The following is an 18,653-nucleotide window of genomic DNA, read 5'->3' as shown; positions in this document are numbered from 1 at the left end:
ATAGGCCATTGCAATGGATGAGTGGCGGCGTTGCGTTAACCGCTAGCCCCGTTGCAATGATTCTGCGGATCTGACCTGCATAGATGGCTTTACTGCGCAAAGAATCCATTGAAGGAACTCTGAACGCAACGTAGCTTTTCCCTCATCGGAAACAACGAACCGAAGGAAAAGACCATGCAGAAGTTCACCACCGCCGCCCCGATCGCCGCCCTCCTCGACATCCCCGCGGGACGCATCCGCTTCATCGCCGCCGACCGCGGCGACACCACCGTCGAGATCCTGCCCGCGGACGCCTCCGACGGCCGCGACGTGAAGGCGGCTGAGCAGACCACCGTCGAATACGGCGACGGCGTCCTGCGGATCACGGCCGCACCGGCCAAGAACCGGATCCTGGGCAGCTCCGGATCCGTCGAGGTCACCGTCCAGCTGCCCGCCGGTTCCCGCGTCGAGGCGAAGGCGGCCGACGCCGAGTTCCGGGGCGTCGGGCGGCTCGGCGACGTCACCCTTGAGGGCGCGCAGGGCTCGGTCAAGCTCGACGAGACCGCGGGCGCCCACGTCACCCTGCTCGCCGGCGACGTCTCGGTCGGCCGCCTGGGCGGCCCCGCCCGGATCAGCACCCAGAAGGGCGACATCCGGATCGCCGAGGCCGTGCACGGCACGATCACCCTGCGCACCGAAGCGGGTGACGTGTCCGTCGGCGCCGCCCGCGGCGTCAGCGCCTCCCTGGACGCCGGCACCGGCTACGGGCGGATCCACAACGGCCTCATGAACACCGGCGGCGCCGACGCCGGCCTGAGCATCCACGCGACCACCGCCTACGGCGACATCACCGCCCGCAGCCTCTGAGGAGCGCTCAGGCGGTGCCGGAGTGGCCGGACAGGAAGGAGCGCAGGGAGCGGGTGAGCGCTGCGACGAAGGCGTCCTGCACCCGCTCCGGGACGAGGTCCAGCGACAGGTACGGGTTCAGGTCCTCCAGTTCGACGAGCAGCAGCTCCCCCGAGGGGGCCCGGCAGGCGTCGACGCGCTGGATGCCGTGGCTGAGGGTGTTCCACGCGATGAAGGTGCGGGCGAAGGCCAGGTCCGCCTCGGTCGGGTCGTAGGGCCGCAGCTCCCAGCGGCGCGCGAGATCCGGGGCGTACAGGGCGTACTGGAAGGCGTCGTCGACGAAGTAGAAGGACACCTCGTACGCGAAGTCGACGCGCGGCTGGATGAGGACCTCCCCGGCCGGGCCCGTCGGGTGCGCGGTGAAGGTGAGGCCGATGGAGTCCGCGCCCTGCTTGGGCTTGACGGCGTACACCGGGGCCTGTGGCAGCTCGGCCAGCCGGGCGGGGTCGTCGACGGTCGGGATGACCGGGTACCCGGCGGCGGTGAGGTCGAGGAGGTACTGCTTGCCCGCCATGTCGGCCCGGCCGGTGAGCGGGTTGTAGACCGGGGTGCCGGCGGCGAGGGCGGCCGCGCGGAAGGCCTCGTAGGCCTCGGCGTAGTGCAGGACGGGGCCGCTGTTGCGGACGATCACCGCGTCGAATCCCATGGTGGTGAGGGCCTGCGCGTCGGCCGGGTGGCACAGGGCCAGTTCGAAGCCGGCGGCCCGCAGCCGGGAGGTGAGGAAGATGTCCTCGTCGCCGTACCGGCGGCCGCGCGCCGGGTACGCCAGGTCGGTCACGTAGAGGAGTGGCATGGCTGAAACCTATCGCGGGCACTGATCAGCGCATGAAATACCTCGTACGGGACAAAGTGCTGGCCATCGGCGACGACTACTGGATCGAGGACGAGGAGGGGCGCCACGCCTTCCTCGTCGACGGGAAGGCGCTGCGCTTCCGGGACACCCTGGAGCTGAAGGCCCCGGACGGGCGGATCCTGATCACCCTGCGGGAGAAGATGCTCAGCCTCCGCGACGCCATGACCCTGGAACGGGACGACCGGCGGCTCGCGGTGATCCGCAAGAAGCGGTTCTCGCTGCTGCGCAACCACTACCTCGTGACGCTGGCCGAGGGCACCGAGCTGGACGTCAGCGGCCGGATCCTGGACCGGGAGTTCAAGGTCGAGTACGAAGGGGAGCTCCTCGCGCTGATCTCGCGGCAGTGGTACCGGATCCGCGAGACCTACGCGGTGGACGTGGTCCGCGAGGACGCGGACGCGGCGCTGCTGGTCGCCGTCGCCGTGTGCGTGATCCGGATGGCGGAGAAGGAGCGGGAGGACGCCTCGTAGCGCGGTCGGCAGGACGTCTGACGGGGCGCGTCCGCGCTGCCCCGCGTGAGTACGACCCCAGGAGGAGGTGAGCACCCGTGCTCATGCCGGGCCGGGCTCCCGCGGCGAGGATCGGGCACGTCCCCCAGGGAAGGAACCGATGGTGAACCCCGACACGTACGCGGCCTTGTACGGTCCAGGGCGGCCGGCGGCGCCCGCGCGGAGCGAGCGGCCCGTCGTGGCCGCGCTCGCGGGTCTGCTGTGGGCGGCCACCTCCATGTCGTTCATCTGGCTCGCCAGCCTCTTCGCCATCGCCGTCGTGTGGGGGGCGGCGGCCGGGGCGCCGGTCGGGAGCATGGTCCTGTGGGCGGCCCTGGTCCCGGTGGGCGGCGCCGCGGCGCTCACCGCTCTGGCCTTCGCCCCCGGAGTCCGCCGCCTGAGCGTGTCCGGCCGCATGCTCCTCCTGGGGGCCCTGGCGTGCCCCGTTCCCACCGGGCTGGCGGTCTGGACGTGGTTCCAGACCGGCTGAGCGAGCCGTCAGCGGCCCAGGCGGCGGTCCTTCAGGGCCGGGAACTGCGCGCGGGTGTCGGCGACCTTGGCCGGGTCGAGGTCCACGGTGAGGACCTCCTCCCCCGGGCCCGCCTCCGCCAGGACCTCGCCCCACGGGTCCACCACCAGGCTGTGCCCCGCCTGCTCGACGCCCGCGTGCGTCCCGGCCAGCCCGCACGCCAGGACGTACGACTGGTCCTCGACGGCGCGCGCCCGGCTGAGCAGCGTCCAGTGCGCCCGGCGGCGCGCGGGCCAGCCCGCCGCGACGACCATCGTGGTGGCCCCGGCGTCGACCAGGCCGCGGAACAGTTCCGGGAAGCGCAGGTCGTAGCAGGTGGCGATGCCGAGGGTCTGCTCCGGCAGCTCCACCGTGGTCAGCGAGTCACCGGCCGACATGAGCACCGCCTCGCCCTGGTCGAAGCCGAACCGGTGGATCTTGCGGTAGCTGGCGGCCAGCTCGCCCGCCGGGGAGAGCACGAGGGCCGTGTTGTAGAGCGAACCGTCGCCCGCGCGCTCCACGACCGAGCCGGCGTGCAACCACACGCCGGCGTCGCGCGCGGCCTTGGACATGGCCGCGTAGGTCGGGCCGTCCAGCGGTTCGGCCTCGGTTTCGAACTCCTCGTAGGAGAAGGCTCCTACGGTCCACAATTCGGGCAGGACGACGAGGTCGGAGTCCGATTGCTCCCGTACGAGACCGGCCACCCGGGCACGCCGGGAAGACACCGACTCGCCCTCATTCACCGCGATTTGGATCAGCGAGGCGCGCACACTACCACCGTCCTGGCATTCAAGCCGTCAACTCGGGCCTACGATCGTCACACGAAAGCACTGCCGGGGTGCTCACCGGCAGCGTAGTTTTGGAAACTGAGTCCACAGCTTCCGAAACGCGTCACTGAACAGCACCGCGAGGGGTCCCGTTGACCGTCCATCCGCATCCCAGCCTCCAGCCCTATGCCGACGCGTGGACGCACTCCATCGAGGCGATAACCGAGCTGGTCCTTCCTCTGACGGAGGGCGAGTGGAACCGGGCGACCCCGTGCCCGGGATGGTCGGTCCGCGATGTCGTGTCGCACATCATCGGCATCGAATGCGAACAGCTCGGGGACCCGCGGCCGATCCACACGGTCGCGCGGGACCTGCGGCACGTGGTGGACGAGTTCAGCCGGTACATGGAGGTCCAGGTCGACGTACGGCGCCACCACACCGCGCCGGAGATGACCTCGGAGCTGGAGTACACCGTCATCCGGCGGGCGCGGCAGCTGCGGAACGAGAAGCGGGCTCCGGACACGATCGTGCGCGGGCCGCTGGGCGACCAGGTGACGCTGGAGCACGCCCTGCGGCTGCGGGCGTTCGACGTGTGGATCCACGAGCAGGACCTGCGGACGGCGCTGGGCGTGCCGGGGAACTGGGACTCGCCCGGCGCGTACGTGACGCGGGACCTGCTGCTGGCCGGGCTGCCGAAGGTGGTGGCCAAGCGGGCGGGGGCGCCGGTGAACTCGGCGGTCGTCATCGACGTGCACGGGCAGCTGGAGTTCATGCGGACGGTACGGGTGGACGCCGAGGGCCGCGGGACCGTGGACAAGTCGCCCTCGCTCGGCCCGGCGGTGACGCTGACGCTGGACTGGGAGACGTACGTCCGGCTGGCGGCGGGGCGGGTGCGGGCGCACCACGTGGCCGACCGGGTGAAGGTGGAGGGCGACGCGGAGCTGGCGCAGGCCATCCTGACGCAGTTCGCCGTGACCCCGTAGGCGGACCGGCCGGACCGGCCTGACCCGGCCGGGTCAGGCCGGTGACCGGCCCGGTCGCGCCGGGACGGCCGCGGAGGCGGCGGGGGCCGGGCCCTGGGCCGGGACGGCCGCGCGGGCGGTTTCGCGTTCGCGTTCCCTGTCCCGTTCGTGTTCGCGGGCCAGGGCGCGGCCGCGCAGGCGCAGGATCTGCGTGATGCCGAGGGCCTGCAGGACGAACACCGTCGAGAAGGCGATCCGGTAGTCGTCGCCGGTGGCGTCCAGCAGGACGCCCACCGTCAGCAGCGTCGTCATCGAGGCGACGAAACCGCCCATGTTGGTGATCCCGGAGGCGGTGCCCTGACGCTCGGCCGGGTTGGCCGGGCGGGCGAAGTCGAAGCCGATCATCGATGCCGGGCCGCAGGAGCCGAGGACCACGCACAGGGTGACCAGCAGCCACATCGGCGCCCGGTCGCCCGGGTGGACGAGCACCGCCGCCCAGAGCAGCGCGGTGAGGCCGACCGTACCCAGGGCGAGCGGGACCCGCGCGGCCTGGCGACGGCCGACGATCTGGCCGTAGACCAGTCCGAGCGCCATGTTCGAGGCGACGACCAGCGTCAGCAGCCCGCCCGCGGCGCTGCGCGTCAGGCCCTGCGCCTCCACCAGGAACGGCATGCCCCACAGCAGCAGGAACACCATCGCCGGGAACTGCGTGGTGAAGTGCACCCACAGGCCGAGGCGGGTGCCGGGTTCGTTCCAGGACTCCCGGATCTGGCGCCGTACGAACGCCGCGCCACCGCCCCGCGGCGCGGGCTGCGGCTCGTACCCCTGCGGGGTGTCGCGCAGGAACAGCACGAGCGGGACCAGGACCACCAGCCCCGCCACCGCGCTGCCCGCGAAGGCCGGCACCCAGCCGACCCCGTGCAGGACCGGCGCCAGGACGAGGGTGGAGACGAGGTTGCCCGCCATGCCGACCAGCCCCGCCAGCTGCGCCACCAGCGGCCCGCGCCGGGCCGGGAACCAGCGGGTGCCGAGCCGCAGTACGGAGATGAAGGTCATCGCGTCGCCGCAGCCCAGCAGCGCACGGGCGGCGAGGGCCATCCCGTAGGAGGGCGAGAGCGCGAAGCCGAGCTGTCCCGCGGTGAAGAGCACCGCGCCCAGCGTCAGCACCTTCTTCGTGCCGAGCCGGTCGACCATCAGGCCCACCGGTATCTGCATGCCGGCGTAGAGGAGCAGTTGGAGGAGGGAGAAGGTCGCCAGCGCGGAGGCGTTGACGTGGAAGCGGTCGGCGGCGTCGAGGCCGGCCACGCCCAGACTGGTGCGGAAGATCACCGCCACGAAGTAGACGGCGACGCCGATGCTCCAGACGGCGACGGCCCTGCGTCCGCCGGGAGGATCGAGGGCGCTCACCGGGCGTCCCCGCGCATCAGGGTCGCGGCCCGGCCCAGGTGAGCCCGTACGCAGGCCGCCGCCCGGTCTGCGTCGCCCGCGCGCAGCGCCGACAGGACCTCGCGGTGTTCGGCGAGGTTCTGCGCGACCCGGTCCGGGTGGGCGTGCATCACCGCGACGCCCATCCTCAGCTGCCGGTCACGCAGTTGGTCGTAGAGGCGGGACAGGATCTGGTTGCCGGCGTGCCGGACGATCTCGGCGTGGAAGCAGCGGTCCTCGGCCGCGAACGCCACCAGGTCGCCGCTGTCCGCGTGCCGCTCCTGCGCCCGCAGCAGCTCCTCCAGCCGCGCGAGGAGCGCGGCCGGGGCCGGGACGGCCCGCCGTACGGTGAACTCCTCGACCAACAGCCTGGTTTCGACCACATCCGCGATCTCCTGCGCCGACACGGGCAGGACCAGCGCGCCCTTCTTCGGGTAGAGCCGGATCAGCCCCTCCGTCTCCAGGCGCAGCAGCGCCTCGCGCACCGGCGTTCGGGAGACGCCCACGGCCTGCGCGATCTCGCCCTCGGTGAGGAGCGTGCCGCCCTCGTACCGGCGGTCGAGGACGCCCTGCTTGATGTGCCGGTAGACGCGGTCGGCGGCGGGGGCGCGGGCGGCTGCCGGTGCGGGCGCCGGTGCGGGTGCGGATATGGAGGGCGGCATGTGCACAGGATAGATACATGGCGGGTACAGCCTTGGCGTGTCTCAGCATCCAAGACCGCCCTCTCAGGCCGGGCCGATGACCGGCCCCTCGTGCCAGCCCGCGTCGTCGCGCCAGTAGTGCTGGAGGCGGCCGTCGGTGCGCAGGACGATCACTTCCAGGTTGAAACCGAAGCTGCCCTGGAGCATCCCGGTGACCGCGGTGACGTCGTGACCGAAGACCGCGCCGCGGCGCCAGCCGCAGCCGCCCGCGTTGCCGCGCCACCAGTGCTCCACCCGCCCGCCCTCGACGGCCACGCACAGCTCGTAGTTCCCGGGGGTGTCCTCGTCCGCGGCACCGTGCTGCCCCTCGATCAGGCAGGGCGCCGACACCGCGGGCGTGCCGCTGCCGAAGACCTCCCCGGCGCGCCACACGAAGCCGTTCGCGTCGTCGCGCCACCACAGCTGCATGCGGCCGTCGGTGCGCGCGGCGACCAGGTCCAGGTGGCGGGAGCGGGTCTGGACGAGCGCGGGCCCGTAATGGGCGATGCCCGAGGCGAAGCGGCCGCCGTCGTTCCAGGTCCAGGGGGCGCCGTTGATGCGCCACCAGTGGTTCAGGCGGCCGTCGGCGGTCCGGACGACCACCTCGAAGTTGCCCGGCTTGCCGTAGTCGCTCTGGATGAAGGCCGGGGTGGACCCGATCGCCGCGTCGCCCGGACCGAAGGCGCCGCCGTCGCGCCAGACCCGCACGGACTGCTCGTAGTACCAGTGCCGCAGCCGGCCGCCGGTGGTCACGTGCAGGGACTCCATGTTCCGGTTGTAGGTGGTGCCGGTGAAGGCCGGCCAGCCGGAGGCGTCGTGAGCGAAGGCGGCGCCGCGGGCCCACGCGAAGGGCGCGTCGCCCTCGCGCCACCAGTGCTGGAGACGGCCGCCGGTGGTGGTGGCGAGGAGCTCGAAGTTGCGGTGGGCGCGGCCGTTGCCGCTCTCGTAGACGTTGCCGGTGTGCAGGCGGCGCTTGGTCCACGGGTCGACGTTGGTGCCGCGCAGGCCGCACTTGGCCCAGTGGTCGACGGCGGCCTCGCCGTAGCCGATCCGGCCGTAGCCGCCCACGTGGTGGGCCGTCCCCCAGGAGTTCTTGAACAGCCAGCAGCCGGCCGCGTCGTCGTAGCCGACGATCAGCACGCAGTGGCCGCCCGCGAGCCGGTCGCTGGTGCGGTGGTACACCCCGGCGCCCAGGCCGAAGAAGTCGTCGTACACGTCGAAACAGGCCGTCAGCGGGCCGACCGTGTCCAGCCAGACCTTCTGCTGCTCCGTGTCGCCGAGCCGGACGTAGTCGGTGATCCGCACGGTCCGCCCGCAGCGGTCCCAGCTGGGCGTGTACGCGGTGCGCCACGCCTCGCGGCGGGCCGCGGGGAGCCCCTCGGGCGGGGTGCCGTACGGCCGGCAGTCCGGGTCGGCGAGGCCGCCGTTGTCCTTGATCCAGTCGAGCGCGGTCTGCGGATCGGACCCCTGGCCGCAGGCGGATCCGAGGCCGTCGTGCACGTCGCCCTCGGAGCGCCGCGCCCACACGTGGTGCTCGATGCGGGCCATGGACTCCACCAGGCCGGCGGCGGCGAAGGCCCAGCTGGAGCCGCACGGGTTCTGGTCCTTCACCTTGGTGATCCACGGCCACCCCCAGCGGCTGCGCCAGTCGACGGCGGCGGGCCGGCCCGCCCGGGCCGCCGGGGGGCCCGGCAGGAGCCCGTGGGCGGCCCGGCGCCGGGTGAGGTGCGGATTGCCGCTCTCGTGCCCGATGAGCGCGCGCAGGTCCAGGGGCGCCACGGCCGCGGCGGGCGTCAGGTTCGTCCCGGGCTCCAGACCGAGCGAGGGCCGTGGCACGGGCTCCTGGTCGGCGAGGTGCTCGCTGACGGACCACCGCGCCGCCTGTGCGAGGAGCCGCGCCCGCAGCTCCCCCGCGGTCTGGACGGACTCCTGCGGCATACCGGCCCCCCGTGTGCAACCGCTCGGATCGAGACCCGCGAGCGTCTCCCCGTCACCGGGACCCGTCAAGGGGGTCCGCACGGTCGCGCGGTGGCACGGGGGGCGTGCCCGGGCGCGTGAAGGCGGTACGGGCCGAACTGGCCCTGAGAACACCCGTATAAAGTCCCCGTATGGGGATCTGGATCGCGCCGAGTGTCATCGAGAGAGGGCTGTACGAGGCCAAGACCGCCGGCGACTGGGCAGCGTACTTCGACGTCCTCGCCCGCGCGCAGCTCTACCTCGCCCAGCCCCGCATCCAGGCCGACGCGCATCCCGAGTCGCTCTTCTTCCACGCCACCCCGGACCGCATGCTCGTCGTCCACACCGCCGGCATGCTGCCCGCGCCCACACCCGAGACGGTCTACGAGTCCCGGAGCCTGGGCTGGTACGCCAAGGTCTGGGCCCCCACCGACCCCGCCTTCCTCGCCGTGAACCCGGGCTCCCCCGCCGAGGCCTACCTCACCACCACACCCGCCGACCTGGCCCGCTGGCGCGCGCACGCGGACGCCGCCCCCCGCTACGGCCTGCCCGAGGGGAAGGTCCACGCCCTCTTCACCGGTGGACCGCTGCACGGGCCGATCGCCCACGGGCTCGCCGTCGGCGGCCATCTCGCCGTGTCGAACGGCGAGTTCTGGAACTGCCTGGCCTACCACGGCAACGGCTACCACCGCGAGCGCCGCCGCCTCACGCAGTGGTGGGGCATCACCGACCGGGCCGACTGGCTCTCCACGCTGGAACAGCTCCTCGGCGCGGGCATGGTCAGCCCCGTCTGGGAGTACGCGCTGCGCGTGCGCCGCGTCCTCGCCTCCGACTTCGCCGGGCCCGTGGACGTCGAGCACTGGCGGCACGCCGCCGAGGCCAGCCTGCGCCGCAACGCCGAACGCTCCGCCGAGCCGCAGCTCACCCCCGACGGGGTCACCGTCGCCGAGCCCCGGCCCACCGCCGAGGTGGAGGGCGAGATCGCGGGCGTCAAGCGCCTCATCGGCCGGATAGCCCGCTACGAGCAGCGCTTCCGCGCCGACGGGCTGCTCCCCGAGGACGGCTGGGTCCGCTCGGTGGAGGGCTGGGACATCGGCCGGGCCTCCCAGATGGCCCGGTGGGGCGTCGGCTGCCGCTACGGCACGCTCCACGAGGCGGAGAAGGCCGTCCTGCGCGCGGGGGAGGCGGCCCAGCGGACGTACCGCTCATGGGCGGAGTTCTCCGCCGGATACGTCCTCGGGCGCTGCCTGCACTTCGACGAGGAGGAGTTCGGCACCTGGTACACGAGCGCCCTGGCCTGCCACCTCACCCTCACCACCGACCCGTCCAGCCCCTGGCTCAACATCCCCTTCACCTGAGCAGTTCTGCGGGCGGGCCGTTACCGCGTCGACGGGGCCTCCAGGACCAGGCGGATCTCCGTGACCTGGTAGCCGGCGCGGTCGAAGGCGGCGGCCATCGGGGCGTTGACGCTGTCGGTGGTGGCGGTGACGCGCTCCGCGCCCTCGGACGCGTGGAAGCGGGTGATCTCGCCCAGGATCTCGTCGATGAGACCCTGGCCGCGCTGCTCCGGTACGACGCCCAGGTAGCCGACGTTGCGGTGGTACGGGGTCGCCGAGGGGATCGCCATGCCCGCCAGGGTGCCGTCCGGGAGGTGGGCCAGGCGCCACCAGGAACGCTCGCCGGGGCAGTCCAGGTAGAACTCCACGTCCTCGCGGGCCAGTTGTTCCGCGTCCATCGACTGGAGCTCGGTCTGTGTGTGCAGGTCCAGGCTGCCGGCGGACAGCCGGACGAAGGCGTCGAGGAACTCCTCGTCCGTGCCGTCCCGGAAGACGAGCCGGCCGGTGGGTTCGGTGGTCCCGGCCGCCGGCGTCCACTCGTAGCGCAGCCGCTCGATCTCGCGCGTCAGGCCCGCCCCGTACGCCGCCTCCTGCCGCCACGCGACCGCCGCGGCCAGCTCCGGCTCGTCCCGCCAGCCGCACGGCAGCGAGATGTTGTAGACCGGCAGGTTCCCGAAGGCGGCGTGCCCGGCCGCGAGCAGCCTGGCGGCGACGGCGGCCGGATCGGCCACCGAGGAACGCACCTGGAGGCAGTCCAGCGCGATGGGCCGCTCGCTGTCGGCGCGCCCCCACCACAGGGCCCGCGCGAGGACCTCCCCGTCCGCGTCCTCGGCGAACCACGTCCACTCGGGGCGGAACTGGTTCCCGGCGAGCTCCTCACGGACCTTCTCGGCGGTGAGGGCGGCGACGGGGCCGTCGGCCGGGTAGGCGAGGGCGCGGTCGACGTCTGCGGGGTCTGCGGTGGCAGCGCGAAAGATCATCCGGGGATCCTCACACGAACACCGCTCCGCACCCAGCGATTTCACCGCCGGTCAGAGCGAGCCCTGGAGCTCGACGCGACGGTGGACCACCGCGGAGGCGGCCGCCGAGAAGCCGACGGAGCGCTTCTCGCTGGTCACCGAGACCCGCTGCCGGCCGGTGTCGGTCACGGTGACACTGACCGTGCGGTCGCGGCCGTCCGGGTGCTCCGCCGCGATGCCCGTCATGCGCAGCTCGTCCACGTCGGTGAACACGACGAAGAAGCGCAGCGCGTTGTACCGCTTCCCCGCCCACTCCACCCTGGGGTGGTCCGGTAGCCGCCGGGTCTCGAAGCCGAGGGTGACCGAGGTGTCCCGCTCGTCCACGTGCACGTAGTACAGCGGGCAGGACGAGAGGTCCGGCGGGGTCTCGTAGAGCGCCGCCAGCTCGGGCCACAGGGGAAGGTCGGTCTCAGAGGTGCTCATAGAAGGTCTTCACATGGGTCTCGGGGACGGTGGGGAAGAGCTTGCGTTCCAGGATGCTCGTGAAGTGGTGCGGGCCGGCGTCCTCGCCGCCCGGACCCAGGGTGAAGACGCTCAGCCGCCCCGCCAGGACATCCGCGTTGGAGGTGTACGACAGGGCGAGCCCCGGCGCCGTCACCCGTACGTCCAGCCGGTGCCGCGGCAGTGGCATCAGCACGACGTCGGCCGTCACCGGCGGCCGCCACCCCGTCATCTCGAAGTCCTCCACGTGCGAGAACGCGAGGTGGCACTGCACGGTGTCGCCCGGTCCCCGGTCCCAGCGGTCCGGAAACCGCGGAAGGTCCAGGCGCAGCGTGACCACCGAGCCCCAGGCATCGAGGTGCACCGACCGCAGCCGGACCCCCGACAGCTCGGGGACCTCGCCGTCATGGAGCGCGAGAACATCCCGGTTGGGGACGAAATCAGTCCAGGTCATAGGAGTAATGCTCCTGCGCACCGTCGGACCGCGTGGGTGATCGGCGGCCCGGGAACACTCCGGGGGCGTCAGGCGATCCGTTCCGCGAGGGCCGCGGGCAGGGGGTACACGCGCTCTTCGGGCAGGAGGGACGCGGCCGTGTCCAGGCGCCCGGCCGTCACCGCGGCGTGGATCTCGTGTGCCAAGGGGGTGACGTCCCGAATGCCGCTGATCCAGTTCTCCACGTACTGCCCGACCGCGGGGCCCGAGAGGCCGATCTGGATCGCGCGGTGCGGCAGCGGATTCAGGTTCAGATCCCGCTCGGGATCCCATTGGACGCGGACCGGGCTGGAACGAACGGCGCCGCGCCATTCCTCTGCGGTCTCGAATCGTGTCCTGTCGAAGTGACTGAGGCAGGATTGGGACAGGGCCTCTTCGAATCCCTCCCGCGTGATGTCGATCGCGAGGACGCGTTCCTGATCGGGCTTCGTGGCCCATCCACAGCGGTACATCATCCACAGGAACGACGGCTTGATCCAGGTCATTCTGCCGCGCTTGAACGGATCCACGAAAGTGCCGGCTTCCAGGGCCGGTCCGGCAATGCGCACCGGGTACGCCTGATAGACGGTGATGGTCTCGGCGTCGAACCGCGCCCGGACTTCCCGTGCCGCCGGACCGGTCATACGGAAACCTCGCCGGCCCAGACCTGCGGCTTCGTGAGCACCGGATCCGCCACCGTGAGCGCGCCACAGGCGTAGAGGAGCCAGCGCAGGTCCTCCCAGGCGAAGAACGGCTCACCCCAGGTGTCCGCCCAGAGTCGCAGTCGGTCTTCCCCGGCGGGCGCCCGCGTCAGGTCCCACCAGGCCCAGCCCCGGACCTCCAGGTCCGGATCGAAGCGCGAGAGCCAGTTCTGCAGGTTCCAGGGCTCGCTGCCGGTCCGCTCGCTGTAGCGGTCCCGTCCCGCGGCCGCGAAGGGTTCCGGGGAGGCGCCGTCCCGGCAGACACCGCGGAACCAGGCGGGAATGGTGCCGACGGGCAGATCGTCGTCGTCGAAGGACTCGGAAGCGGCGATCTGCAGCACGGCGTCCATGACGCCGCGCAGCCTGCTCGCGTACTGCGCCGGGTCGCCGTCCACCGCCAGTTCGAAATAGGCCAGGACCGGGGGCGCGGAATCAGTTTCCGGCCGGCCGGATACCCGGGTCCTCTCGATTTCGAGGTCTTCGATCTCGTGCAGCATTTTACAATCCTCGCTAATGGTCTTGGACGATCCTACCAGAGCCCGGGATGATGACTTTTCTCATCTTCTCGATCACCTCACCCGGCAGTCCGTAAAGGTCCGTCCCCCTGGTGGGGTCGGAGATTTCCGGGTAAATCTGCTTCACCTGTTTCCATTCTTGTTTGGTGAAGCCGAGGCCGTCCGGCTGCTCCTGCGGAACCGCGTGCGTGCGGATGTCGTCCACAAAACTCTTCGGCACGTCGAAAGCGACGATCTGGCCGCCGTCCCCCCGGAATTCCACGGTGTGCCGCAAATCGCCGCTCATGTTCACGTACAGGTGATTGTTGCCGTCGATCGTGACGTTGCCGTTCTCGTCGATGTGCACCCGTTTGCTGAGCGGATGGTCGGTCTGCTTGCGGTAGACGGTGACCGTGCACTCGTCCGGAGCCAGCCCGAGGTGATCCGACCAGGTGTGGGGGTTGGGGACGTACGTCGACGGGTTGGACGCCGGGGCGAGTCCCAGGGGGTCCGGGCTGAGGTAGCGCGCCGTCTCCGGGTCGTACGTGCGGAAGACGTTGTAGTGCAGACCCGATTCGGGGTCGAAGTACTGCCCCGGGAAACGCAGTGGCGTGTACGTGGACGCGCCGCGGTTCCAGGTCGTCGCTCCCCACAGGGCGGACCGGGTGTGCCAGGCGATCTCGCCCTGCTCGTCCACGAGTTCCGTGGGCGTGCCCACCAGGTCCGTGACGATCGAGAAGAAACGGCTGTCGATCTCCTCCCGGGACGCCACGAGGATACGTTCCGTCTGCGTCAGCGGGTGGAGTCCGCGGTGCTCCCAGGTCAGGGCGACCGGGTGGGGAAGCTCGGGGGACCGCGTGACCTGCTCGCAGAGGGTCGCGCCCTCCCAGGTGAAGAGGATCTCCTCCACGACCTCACCGGCCGCCGACAGCCGCTGCTTGGCGGCTCGCCGGCCCAGCGGGTCGTACAGGTAGCGCCAGACCGTGCCGTCCGGGGTCGTGACCCCCACCAGGCGGTCCTCCGCGTCCCACGCGTAGTGCCAGGTGTCCGGCTTGCGCGAGAGACGGGTCTTGCGGCGTAGCACGACACGCCCTTGCGCGTCGTACGCGTAGCGCACACCTCCCGCGCCCGTGATGCGGTTGCCCCTGTAGTCGCGCGGCCCGGTCGCCACATCGGCGTCCGGATGGGTGGCGGGCCAGGACGCGGAAGTCTGGTTGCCGGCCTCGTCGTAGGCGTAGCGCTCGGACCACGACCCCGCCTCCACCGCGGTGACGCGGGCGGCGGCGTCCAGGGTGAAGGAGCGGGGGCCGCCCAGCGCGTCGTCCACCGCGGTCAGATGTCCGTCGGCCCGGTAGGTGTAACCGCGGCGCTGGAGGGTGCGGCCGTCGCGGCCCGTGAGGTGCTGCTCGGTGAGGCGGCCGACCTCGTCGAAGCCGTGCGTCAGCGTGACGCCCCCGCCGAGCCGGCGGACCGTCTCGCGGCCCGTCGCGTCGTGCTCGAAGGCCAGGGTCCGGCCGGAGGTCGTCAGACTCGCGCGGCGACCGGCGGCGTCGTACGACCACTCGCTGACCGCACCGGTCGGCGTGGTGCGCCGCGTCGTGCGCCCCAGCTCGTCGTACGCGTAGCTGAGCGTACGGCCGTTGACCGTCTCGGAGTGCAGCAGGCCCTCGCGGTTGCGGATCCGGCTCAGGGTCACGTCGGGGCCGACGGCCTGTGCGAGCTGGTCCGCGTAGTCGTACTCGTACGCGGTGACCGCACCGGCCGCGTTCTTGCGAACGGTCTGGCCGAGGTCGTTGTACTCGTACCGGACCGTCTCCCCGAGCGCGTTGGTCCGGGCGGTCAGCCGGCCCGCCGCGTCGTACGCGTAGCTCAGCGTCCGGCCGTCGAAGTCCGTCTCGGCGGTCAGCCGGCCCGCCGGGTCGTAGTCGTACGTCCAGGTCAGCCCCTGGGGGCCGGTGACCTCCGTCAGCCGCAGTTCCAGGTCGTGCGCGAACGAGTAGCGTGCTCCGTCGGGACCGGTGCGCGCGACCAGGGAGTCGAAGTCGCCGTACTCGTAGACCGACCGGCCGCCCGCCGCGTCGGTGTGGCTGAGGCAGTTCCCCTCGCCGTCGTACAGCCACGACTGCTCGCTGCCGTCGGGCTCCACCCGGCGCAGCAGCCGGCCCTCCACGCTCCAGGTCAGGCGGGTGACCCCGCCGAGTGGGTCGGTGACCGTGGCCGCGCGGCCGAAGGCGTCGTACGTGTACCGGGTGACCGCGCCCAGCGGGTCGGTCGATTCGACGACGAGGCCCGCCGCGTTGCACCGGAACGAGGTGGTCTCGCCCCGCGCGTTCGTCACCGAGGAGAGGTGGCCCCGTTCGTCGTACGTGAACTGGGACTTCGCACCGGAGGTGTCCCGTACGGAGAGGGGGTTGCCGCGTTCGTCGTAGGTCCGGCGCACAGAGGTGCCGTCCGGGCGGGTGACCCGTTCGGGAAGGCCGAGGGCGTTGTACTCGATGGCCGTGCGGCGGCCGTCGGTGCGTTCGACGGAGGTGACGAACCCGTTGTCGTCGTAGGCGATCCGCGTCGTCAGTCCCAGCGGATCGGTGCGGTTCAGCAGCCGGTTGAAGGGATCCCACGCGAAGTGGGTCGTGGAGCCGTTCGCGTCGGTCTCGGCGACGACTCGGGCCTTCTCGTCGATGGCGTAGCGGCGCTGGTGCCCGAGGGCGCCGGTGACCGTGGTGAGGCCGTCCTCGTACGTGAAGCGCGAGTCCACGTGTCCGTTCGTGCCGGACTGGGCGACGCAGCGGTCGCGGTCGTCGTACGCGTAGTCGAAGTGGCGGCCGTTGGTGTCGGTCCACGAGACGATCCGGGCGCGCTCGTCATAGCCGAACCGCAGGGGCTTCCCCGAGGAGTTGACGACCTCGGTCAGGTTCCCTTCGGTGTAGCCGTAGTCGAGGACCTTGGCTCCGTCCGCGAGGGAGAGCGAGGTGATCCGGCCGTCGGCGGTGGTGAGTCGCACCCGGTAGCCGCCGCTGTGGCTGATGCCCGTCGGGGCTCCGTCGGCGTCGTACTCGTAGGCGATCCAGCCCCCGTTGCGGTCGTCCAGCTGGACGAGCGTGCCCTCGGCGGTGAAGTGCCAGACGCGGCCCGATTCCGGGTCGCACACCGTGAACCCGCCGTCCGGTGTGGCGGACAGGGGCCACCGTCGGCCGTGTGTGGGCAGCACCGGCAGCCCCGGCGCGGGGTGCGGATAGGCGAGGACGCTGCCGTCCTCGCCCAGCAGGACGACACCGGCAGCGTCGATCTCCAGGCGCTGGTCGATGGTGCTCGCCCAGCTCGGGCCGAACCAGCGGCCCGCCCGGTAGGAGGACTCGAAGGTGCGGGTGAAGAGCAGCGGCAGCGAGCCCGGCAGGACGAGGTCCGTCTGGGGCAGAACCATCCGCCCGGTCGCGACGTCGACCGGGTCGTCGACGCACGTCTTGTCGTGGGCGGTGCGCGAGGGGCCGTCGGGGCCGTCCTTGTCCAGGTGGGTGCGACCGGGCCCCTTGAGGTCGTCGGCGTGCTTCGCGATCGTGGCGCCTTTTTTCAGCGCGCCCAGACCCTTGGTGCCGACCAGTTCGGGCAGCAGCTTGCCGATGCCCTCGGAGGGGTCCTTCATGAACTCGTCGAGCATCTGCTTGCCCGCGCCCATGGGGTCGTTGGCCGCCACGGTCAGGCCCGCGACCGTCGAATTCAGGCTGGTCAGGTACTCGGCGGGGTGGGTCAGGTTGTAGGGGTCCGTCGGGTTGACCGAGCGGACGAAGTTGACGAGACCCGCCGTTCCCTTGATGACGCCGCCCGCCAGGTGGGTCTGCGCGAGGTCCAGGTAGTCCATGCCGTCTTTGAGCTGCTCGGCGTACGAGGGCTTGGGCGGGGCCGCGTCGCGGGCCGCGCGCACGGCCGTACGGGTCGTCTCCGCGACCTCGTTGCGCTGGATGCGGGCCCGGTCGAGCTTGTCCTGAGCGGCCTCGATCAGCGGGCCGCCGGGGTCGGTGAAGTCGTCCGAAGGGCGCGGCGGCAGCGTGTCCTTCTTCGCCTCGACCGCGGCTTTGTAGTCGGTGATCGACTTGTTGTAGGCGGTGCGCGCGTCCTGCGAGACCTTCTTGGCCTTGTTGTACTCCTCCAGGGCCTCCTTGGCCTGGCCCTGTGCCCACTCGACGGTCTCCGCGAAGCGGCCCATCGCGTCGGCGGCCTTGCCGAAGGCCTCGGCGGCCTTGAACCAGCGCGGCGGCTCCTTCGCCACCGCTTCCCGGAACGCGTTCGCCGACGCGCCCTTCAGCCCGTCGCCCTCCAGCCCCTTCAGGCCGTTGCCGACCATCGTGAAGGAGGACTTGAAGTCGTTCAGGTGCGAGACCTGCGCACGGATCTTCGACACGCTGCCGTAGACCAGCTTCTTCGGGTCCTCGGTCTGCCCCAGCTCCATCTCGGCGACGTCCGCGCCGAGCTGGTTGGCCGCGGAGCGGCTCTTGTCGCGGATCCAGTCGCCCGCGTCGTCGAGGCCGACTTCCTCCGCCACGTCGGCGACCTTGTCGCCGGTCCACTCGATCGCGTCGCCGACCTTCTCGGCGCCGTCCTCGACGACGTCCTCGACGACGTCGGGTACGAAGTCCCTCCAGCCCATCAGTGATCACCCCCGCCGGCCTGGTCCAGCAGATCCTTCAGCGAGCCGATCTTCCCGCTGGAAGTCAGCTTGTCGCCCGTGTCCGACCAGGTCTTCTTGATGTCCTCTTGGCTCTTGTCGAAGGACTCCGCGCTGTAGTCCGGCTTGTAGACGTCCGCCCGCCAGATGTCGTCCCAGCTCTTCTGCTCGATCTCGTCCTCGCTCGCGTGCGGATTGCCGTAGGCGGCGTTCGCGATGACCTTGAAGGAGCCCTGCATGTACTGGTCCTCCTCCCACACCGTGCCCGCCGCGATGCCGAGGTTGCCGGCGAGGCGGCTGGCGTTCTGCACGAGGCTGCGCACGCCCCACTCCCAGCGCTCGCAGAAGTCCTCGAAGTCGGTGGCCAGACCCATGTGCCCGGCCTCCATCCCCGTCATCGACAGATCGCTGAACCCCGCACCCATCGAGGCACCGGCCGCGTCCCCGGACTCGCGCAGCTCGGCAATCGCCTTACGCAGACCGTCTTGGATGTTCTTGACCGCTGCCGGCGAGACCTCGAGGTCCCCGTCGCCGGCCATCAGACGGCTTCCGCGACGTCGGGCTCTGCGTCTACGGCGCAGGCGTCCGGGACGATGCCCACGACCGGCGGGAACAGCATCGAACCGTCCTCGTCCGCGACGTCGACCGCCACCCCCGTCGGACCGTCGACCGCGGGGATCACCGCATCGAGGAGACGGGCACCCAGGATGGACAGGTACTCCCACTCACGACTTTTGGCACCGGCACCGCGCGCGTCCGCGAAACGGGCCAGCGCCTCCTCGTCCGTGAAGGCGTAGATCCAGCGAACGCCGCCCTGCCACCCCGACATCAAACCGCCCTCGTCATCCGTGGACAGCGGTACGAGCAGCGCGGTGCGGCGGAATTCACCGAGCAAACGACCCGGATGCCCCGTTCCCCCGCGCATGGCGGAGATTTCCTCGACCAGTCCCACCGCGTGCCCCCGTTCCCGAGGACCATCGGCAGCCCCCGATTCGCATACGTTAC

18 protein-coding genes are annotated in these 18,653 nt (G+C 71.5%); 5 read left to right on the top strand and 13 right to left on the bottom strand.

The genetic code is table 11. The features are described 5' to 3' along the window. The first annotated feature begins 174 nt into the window (after window positions 1-174). The gene (locus AC07DU_RS23015) at window positions 175-846 is read left to right on the top strand and encodes a DUF4097 family beta strand repeat-containing protein (RefSeq protein ID WP_479113252.1); all 672 of its coding nucleotides are present in this window, start codon (window positions 175-177) and stop codon (window positions 844-846) included. A gap of 7 nt (window positions 847-853) precedes the next feature. Here AC07DU_RS23015 and AC07DU_RS23010 read toward each other — a convergent pair whose 3' ends face one another. Then, the gene (locus AC07DU_RS23010) at window positions 854-1,678 is read right to left on the bottom strand and encodes an ATP-grasp domain-containing protein (protein WP_479113250.1); all 825 of its coding nucleotides are present in this window, start codon (window positions 1,676-1,678) and stop codon (window positions 854-856) included. 32 nt (window positions 1,679-1,710) lie between these two features. Between AC07DU_RS23010 and AC07DU_RS23005 the strand changes: the two genes are divergently transcribed. Together AC07DU_RS23005 and AC07DU_RS23000 are read left to right on the top strand one after the other, a co-directional pair. Then, on the top strand, window positions 1,711-2,208 hold the full coding sequence (locus AC07DU_RS23005) for an LURP-one-related/scramblase family protein (RefSeq protein WP_360896404.1): 498 nt from the start codon (window positions 1,711-1,713) through the stop codon (window positions 2,206-2,208). Window positions 2,209-2,347: 139 nt separating this feature from the next. Beyond that, a complete protein-coding gene (locus tag AC07DU_RS23000; RefSeq protein WP_479029459.1) occupies window positions 2,348-2,716 on the top strand; it encodes a hypothetical protein in 369 nt (122 codons plus the stop codon). Between the two features lie 8 nt (window positions 2,717-2,724). Here AC07DU_RS23000 and AC07DU_RS22995 read toward each other — a convergent pair whose 3' ends face one another. Beyond that, the gene (locus tag AC07DU_RS22995) at window positions 2,725-3,504 is read right to left on the bottom strand and encodes a carbon-nitrogen family hydrolase (protein ID WP_360896401.1); all 780 of its coding nucleotides are present in this window, start codon (window positions 3,502-3,504) and stop codon (window positions 2,725-2,727) included. A gap of 149 nt (window positions 3,505-3,653) precedes the next feature. On the opposite strand from AC07DU_RS22995, the gene AC07DU_RS22990 reads away from it, so the two are divergent. Further along, window positions 3,654-4,484, top strand: coding sequence for a maleylpyruvate isomerase family mycothiol-dependent enzyme (locus AC07DU_RS22990; RefSeq protein ID WP_360896398.1), 831 nt, complete (start codon window positions 3,654-3,656; stop codon window positions 4,482-4,484). Between the two features lie 33 nt (window positions 4,485-4,517). Here the strand turns inward: AC07DU_RS22990 and AC07DU_RS22985 are convergent, their stop codons facing one another. The 3 genes from AC07DU_RS22985 to AC07DU_RS22975 form a co-directional block, all read right to left on the bottom strand. Further along, window positions 4,518-5,870 carry an MFS transporter gene (locus tag AC07DU_RS22985; RefSeq protein WP_479113248.1) on the bottom strand — a complete coding sequence of 451 codons (1,353 nt, stop codon included), beginning with the start codon at window positions 5,868-5,870 and terminating at the stop codon, window positions 4,518-4,520. Then, window positions 5,867-6,550 (bottom strand): GntR family transcriptional regulator, encoded by a 684-nt coding sequence (locus AC07DU_RS22980; RefSeq protein WP_479113246.1) that lies wholly within the window; start codon window positions 6,548-6,550, stop codon window positions 5,867-5,869. The genes AC07DU_RS22985 and AC07DU_RS22980 overlap by 4 nt, the downstream gene beginning before the upstream one ends. A gap of 63 nt (window positions 6,551-6,613) precedes the next feature. Further along, the gene (locus tag AC07DU_RS22975) at window positions 6,614-8,506 is read right to left on the bottom strand and encodes a C1 family peptidase (protein WP_479113244.1); all 1,893 of its coding nucleotides are present in this window, start codon (window positions 8,504-8,506) and stop codon (window positions 6,614-6,616) included. 170 nt (window positions 8,507-8,676) lie between these two features. Between AC07DU_RS22975 and AC07DU_RS22970 the strand changes: the two genes are divergently transcribed. Continuing rightward, on the top strand, window positions 8,677-9,882 hold the full coding sequence (locus AC07DU_RS22970; RefSeq protein WP_479113242.1) for a DUF1266 domain-containing protein: 1,206 nt from the start codon (window positions 8,677-8,679) through the stop codon (window positions 9,880-9,882). Window positions 9,883-9,902: 20 nt separating this feature from the next. Here the strand turns inward: AC07DU_RS22970 and AC07DU_RS22965 are convergent, their stop codons facing one another. From AC07DU_RS22965 to AC07DU_RS22930, 8 genes are all read right to left on the bottom strand, one after another. Beyond that, window positions 9,903-10,841: a GNAT family N-acetyltransferase gene (locus AC07DU_RS22965; protein WP_479113240.1), complete on the bottom strand. Its 939-nt coding sequence runs from the start codon at window positions 10,839-10,841 to the stop codon at window positions 9,903-9,905. 51 nt (window positions 10,842-10,892) lie between these two features. Beyond that, window positions 10,893-11,303: an Imm50 family immunity protein gene (locus tag AC07DU_RS22960; protein WP_479113238.1), complete on the bottom strand. Its 411-nt coding sequence runs from the start codon at window positions 11,301-11,303 to the stop codon at window positions 10,893-10,895. After that, complete coding sequence (locus tag AC07DU_RS22955; RefSeq protein WP_479113236.1) at window positions 11,290-11,775, bottom strand: Imm50 family immunity protein; 486 nt, start codon at window positions 11,773-11,775, stop codon at window positions 11,290-11,292. The genes AC07DU_RS22960 and AC07DU_RS22955 overlap by 14 nt, the downstream gene beginning before the upstream one ends. Before the next feature lie 68 nt (window positions 11,776-11,843). Next, the gene (locus tag AC07DU_RS22950) at window positions 11,844-12,437 is read right to left on the bottom strand and encodes a DUF4291 domain-containing protein (protein ID WP_479113234.1); all 594 of its coding nucleotides are present in this window, start codon (window positions 12,435-12,437) and stop codon (window positions 11,844-11,846) included. Then, on the bottom strand, window positions 12,434-12,991 hold the full coding sequence (locus tag AC07DU_RS22945) for a hypothetical protein (protein ID WP_479113232.1): 558 nt from the start codon (window positions 12,989-12,991) through the stop codon (window positions 12,434-12,436). Before AC07DU_RS22945 ends, AC07DU_RS22950 begins: the two co-directional genes overlap by 4 nt. Before the next feature lie 13 nt (window positions 12,992-13,004). After that, complete coding sequence (locus AC07DU_RS22940; protein ID WP_479113230.1) at window positions 13,005-17,630, bottom strand: putative T7SS-secreted protein; 4,626 nt, start codon at window positions 17,628-17,630, stop codon at window positions 13,005-13,007. Beyond that, a complete protein-coding gene (locus tag AC07DU_RS22935) occupies window positions 17,630-18,187 on the bottom strand; it encodes a hypothetical protein (RefSeq protein WP_479029436.1) in 558 nt (185 codons plus the stop codon). Before AC07DU_RS22935 ends, AC07DU_RS22940 begins: the two co-directional genes overlap by 1 nt. Continuing rightward, window positions 18,187-18,600 (bottom strand): hypothetical protein, encoded by a 414-nt coding sequence (locus AC07DU_RS22930; protein ID WP_479113228.1) that lies wholly within the window; start codon window positions 18,598-18,600, stop codon window positions 18,187-18,189. The genes AC07DU_RS22935 and AC07DU_RS22930 overlap by 1 nt, the downstream gene beginning before the upstream one ends. Between the last annotated feature and the right edge of the window lie 53 nt (window positions 18,601-18,653).

It is taken from the genome of Streptomyces sp. NPDC045695 (assembly GCF_056432025.1).
The sequence above is the reverse complement of the archived record's forward strand: the minus strand, read 5'-3'. Positions and strand labels throughout refer to the sequence as shown.

What these genes read in the sequence shown, in the direction of transcription:
- AC07DU_RS23015 (WP_479113252.1), top strand. Translation starts at nt 175, where the DNA reads ATGCAGAAGTTCACCACCGCCGCCCCGATCGCCGCCCTCCTCGACATC.
- AC07DU_RS23010 (WP_479113250.1), bottom strand. Translation starts at nt 1,678, where the DNA reads ATGCCACTCCTCTACGTGACCGACCTGGCGTACCCGGCGCGCGGCCGC.
- AC07DU_RS23005 (WP_360896404.1), top strand. Translation starts at nt 1,711, where the DNA reads ATGAAATACCTCGTACGGGACAAAGTGCTGGCCATCGGCGACGACTAC.
- AC07DU_RS23000 (WP_479029459.1), top strand. Translation starts at nt 2,348, where the DNA reads ATGGTGAACCCCGACACGTACGCGGCCTTGTACGGTCCAGGGCGGCCG.
- AC07DU_RS22980 (WP_479113246.1), bottom strand. Translation starts at nt 6,550, where the DNA reads ATGCCGCCCTCCATATCCGCACCCGCACCGGCGCCCGCACCGGCAGCC.
- AC07DU_RS22975 (WP_479113244.1), bottom strand. Translation starts at nt 8,506, where the DNA reads ATGCCGCAGGAGTCCGTCCAGACCGCGGGGGAGCTGCGGGCGCGGCTC.
- AC07DU_RS22970 (WP_479113242.1), top strand. Translation starts at nt 8,677, where the DNA reads ATGGGGATCTGGATCGCGCCGAGTGTCATCGAGAGAGGGCTGTACGAG.
- AC07DU_RS22965 (WP_479113240.1), bottom strand. Translation starts at nt 10,841, where the DNA reads ATGATCTTTCGCGCTGCCACCGCAGACCCCGCAGACGTCGACCGCGCC.
- AC07DU_RS22960 (WP_479113238.1), bottom strand. Translation starts at nt 11,303, where the DNA reads ATGAGCACCTCTGAGACCGACCTTCCCCTGTGGCCCGAGCTGGCGGCG.
- AC07DU_RS22955 (WP_479113236.1), bottom strand. Translation starts at nt 11,775, where the DNA reads ATGACCTGGACTGATTTCGTCCCCAACCGGGATGTTCTCGCGCTCCAT.
- AC07DU_RS22950 (WP_479113234.1), bottom strand. Translation starts at nt 12,437, where the DNA reads ATGACCGGTCCGGCGGCACGGGAAGTCCGGGCGCGGTTCGACGCCGAG.
- AC07DU_RS22945 (WP_479113232.1), bottom strand. Translation starts at nt 12,991, where the DNA reads ATGCTGCACGAGATCGAAGACCTCGAAATCGAGAGGACCCGGGTATCC.
- AC07DU_RS22940 (WP_479113230.1), bottom strand. Translation starts at nt 17,630, where the DNA reads ATGGGCTGGAGGGACTTCGTACCCGACGTCGTCGAGGACGTCGTCGAG.
- AC07DU_RS22935 (WP_479029436.1), bottom strand. Translation starts at nt 18,187, where the DNA reads ATGGCCGGCGACGGGGACCTCGAGGTCTCGCCGGCAGCGGTCAAGAAC.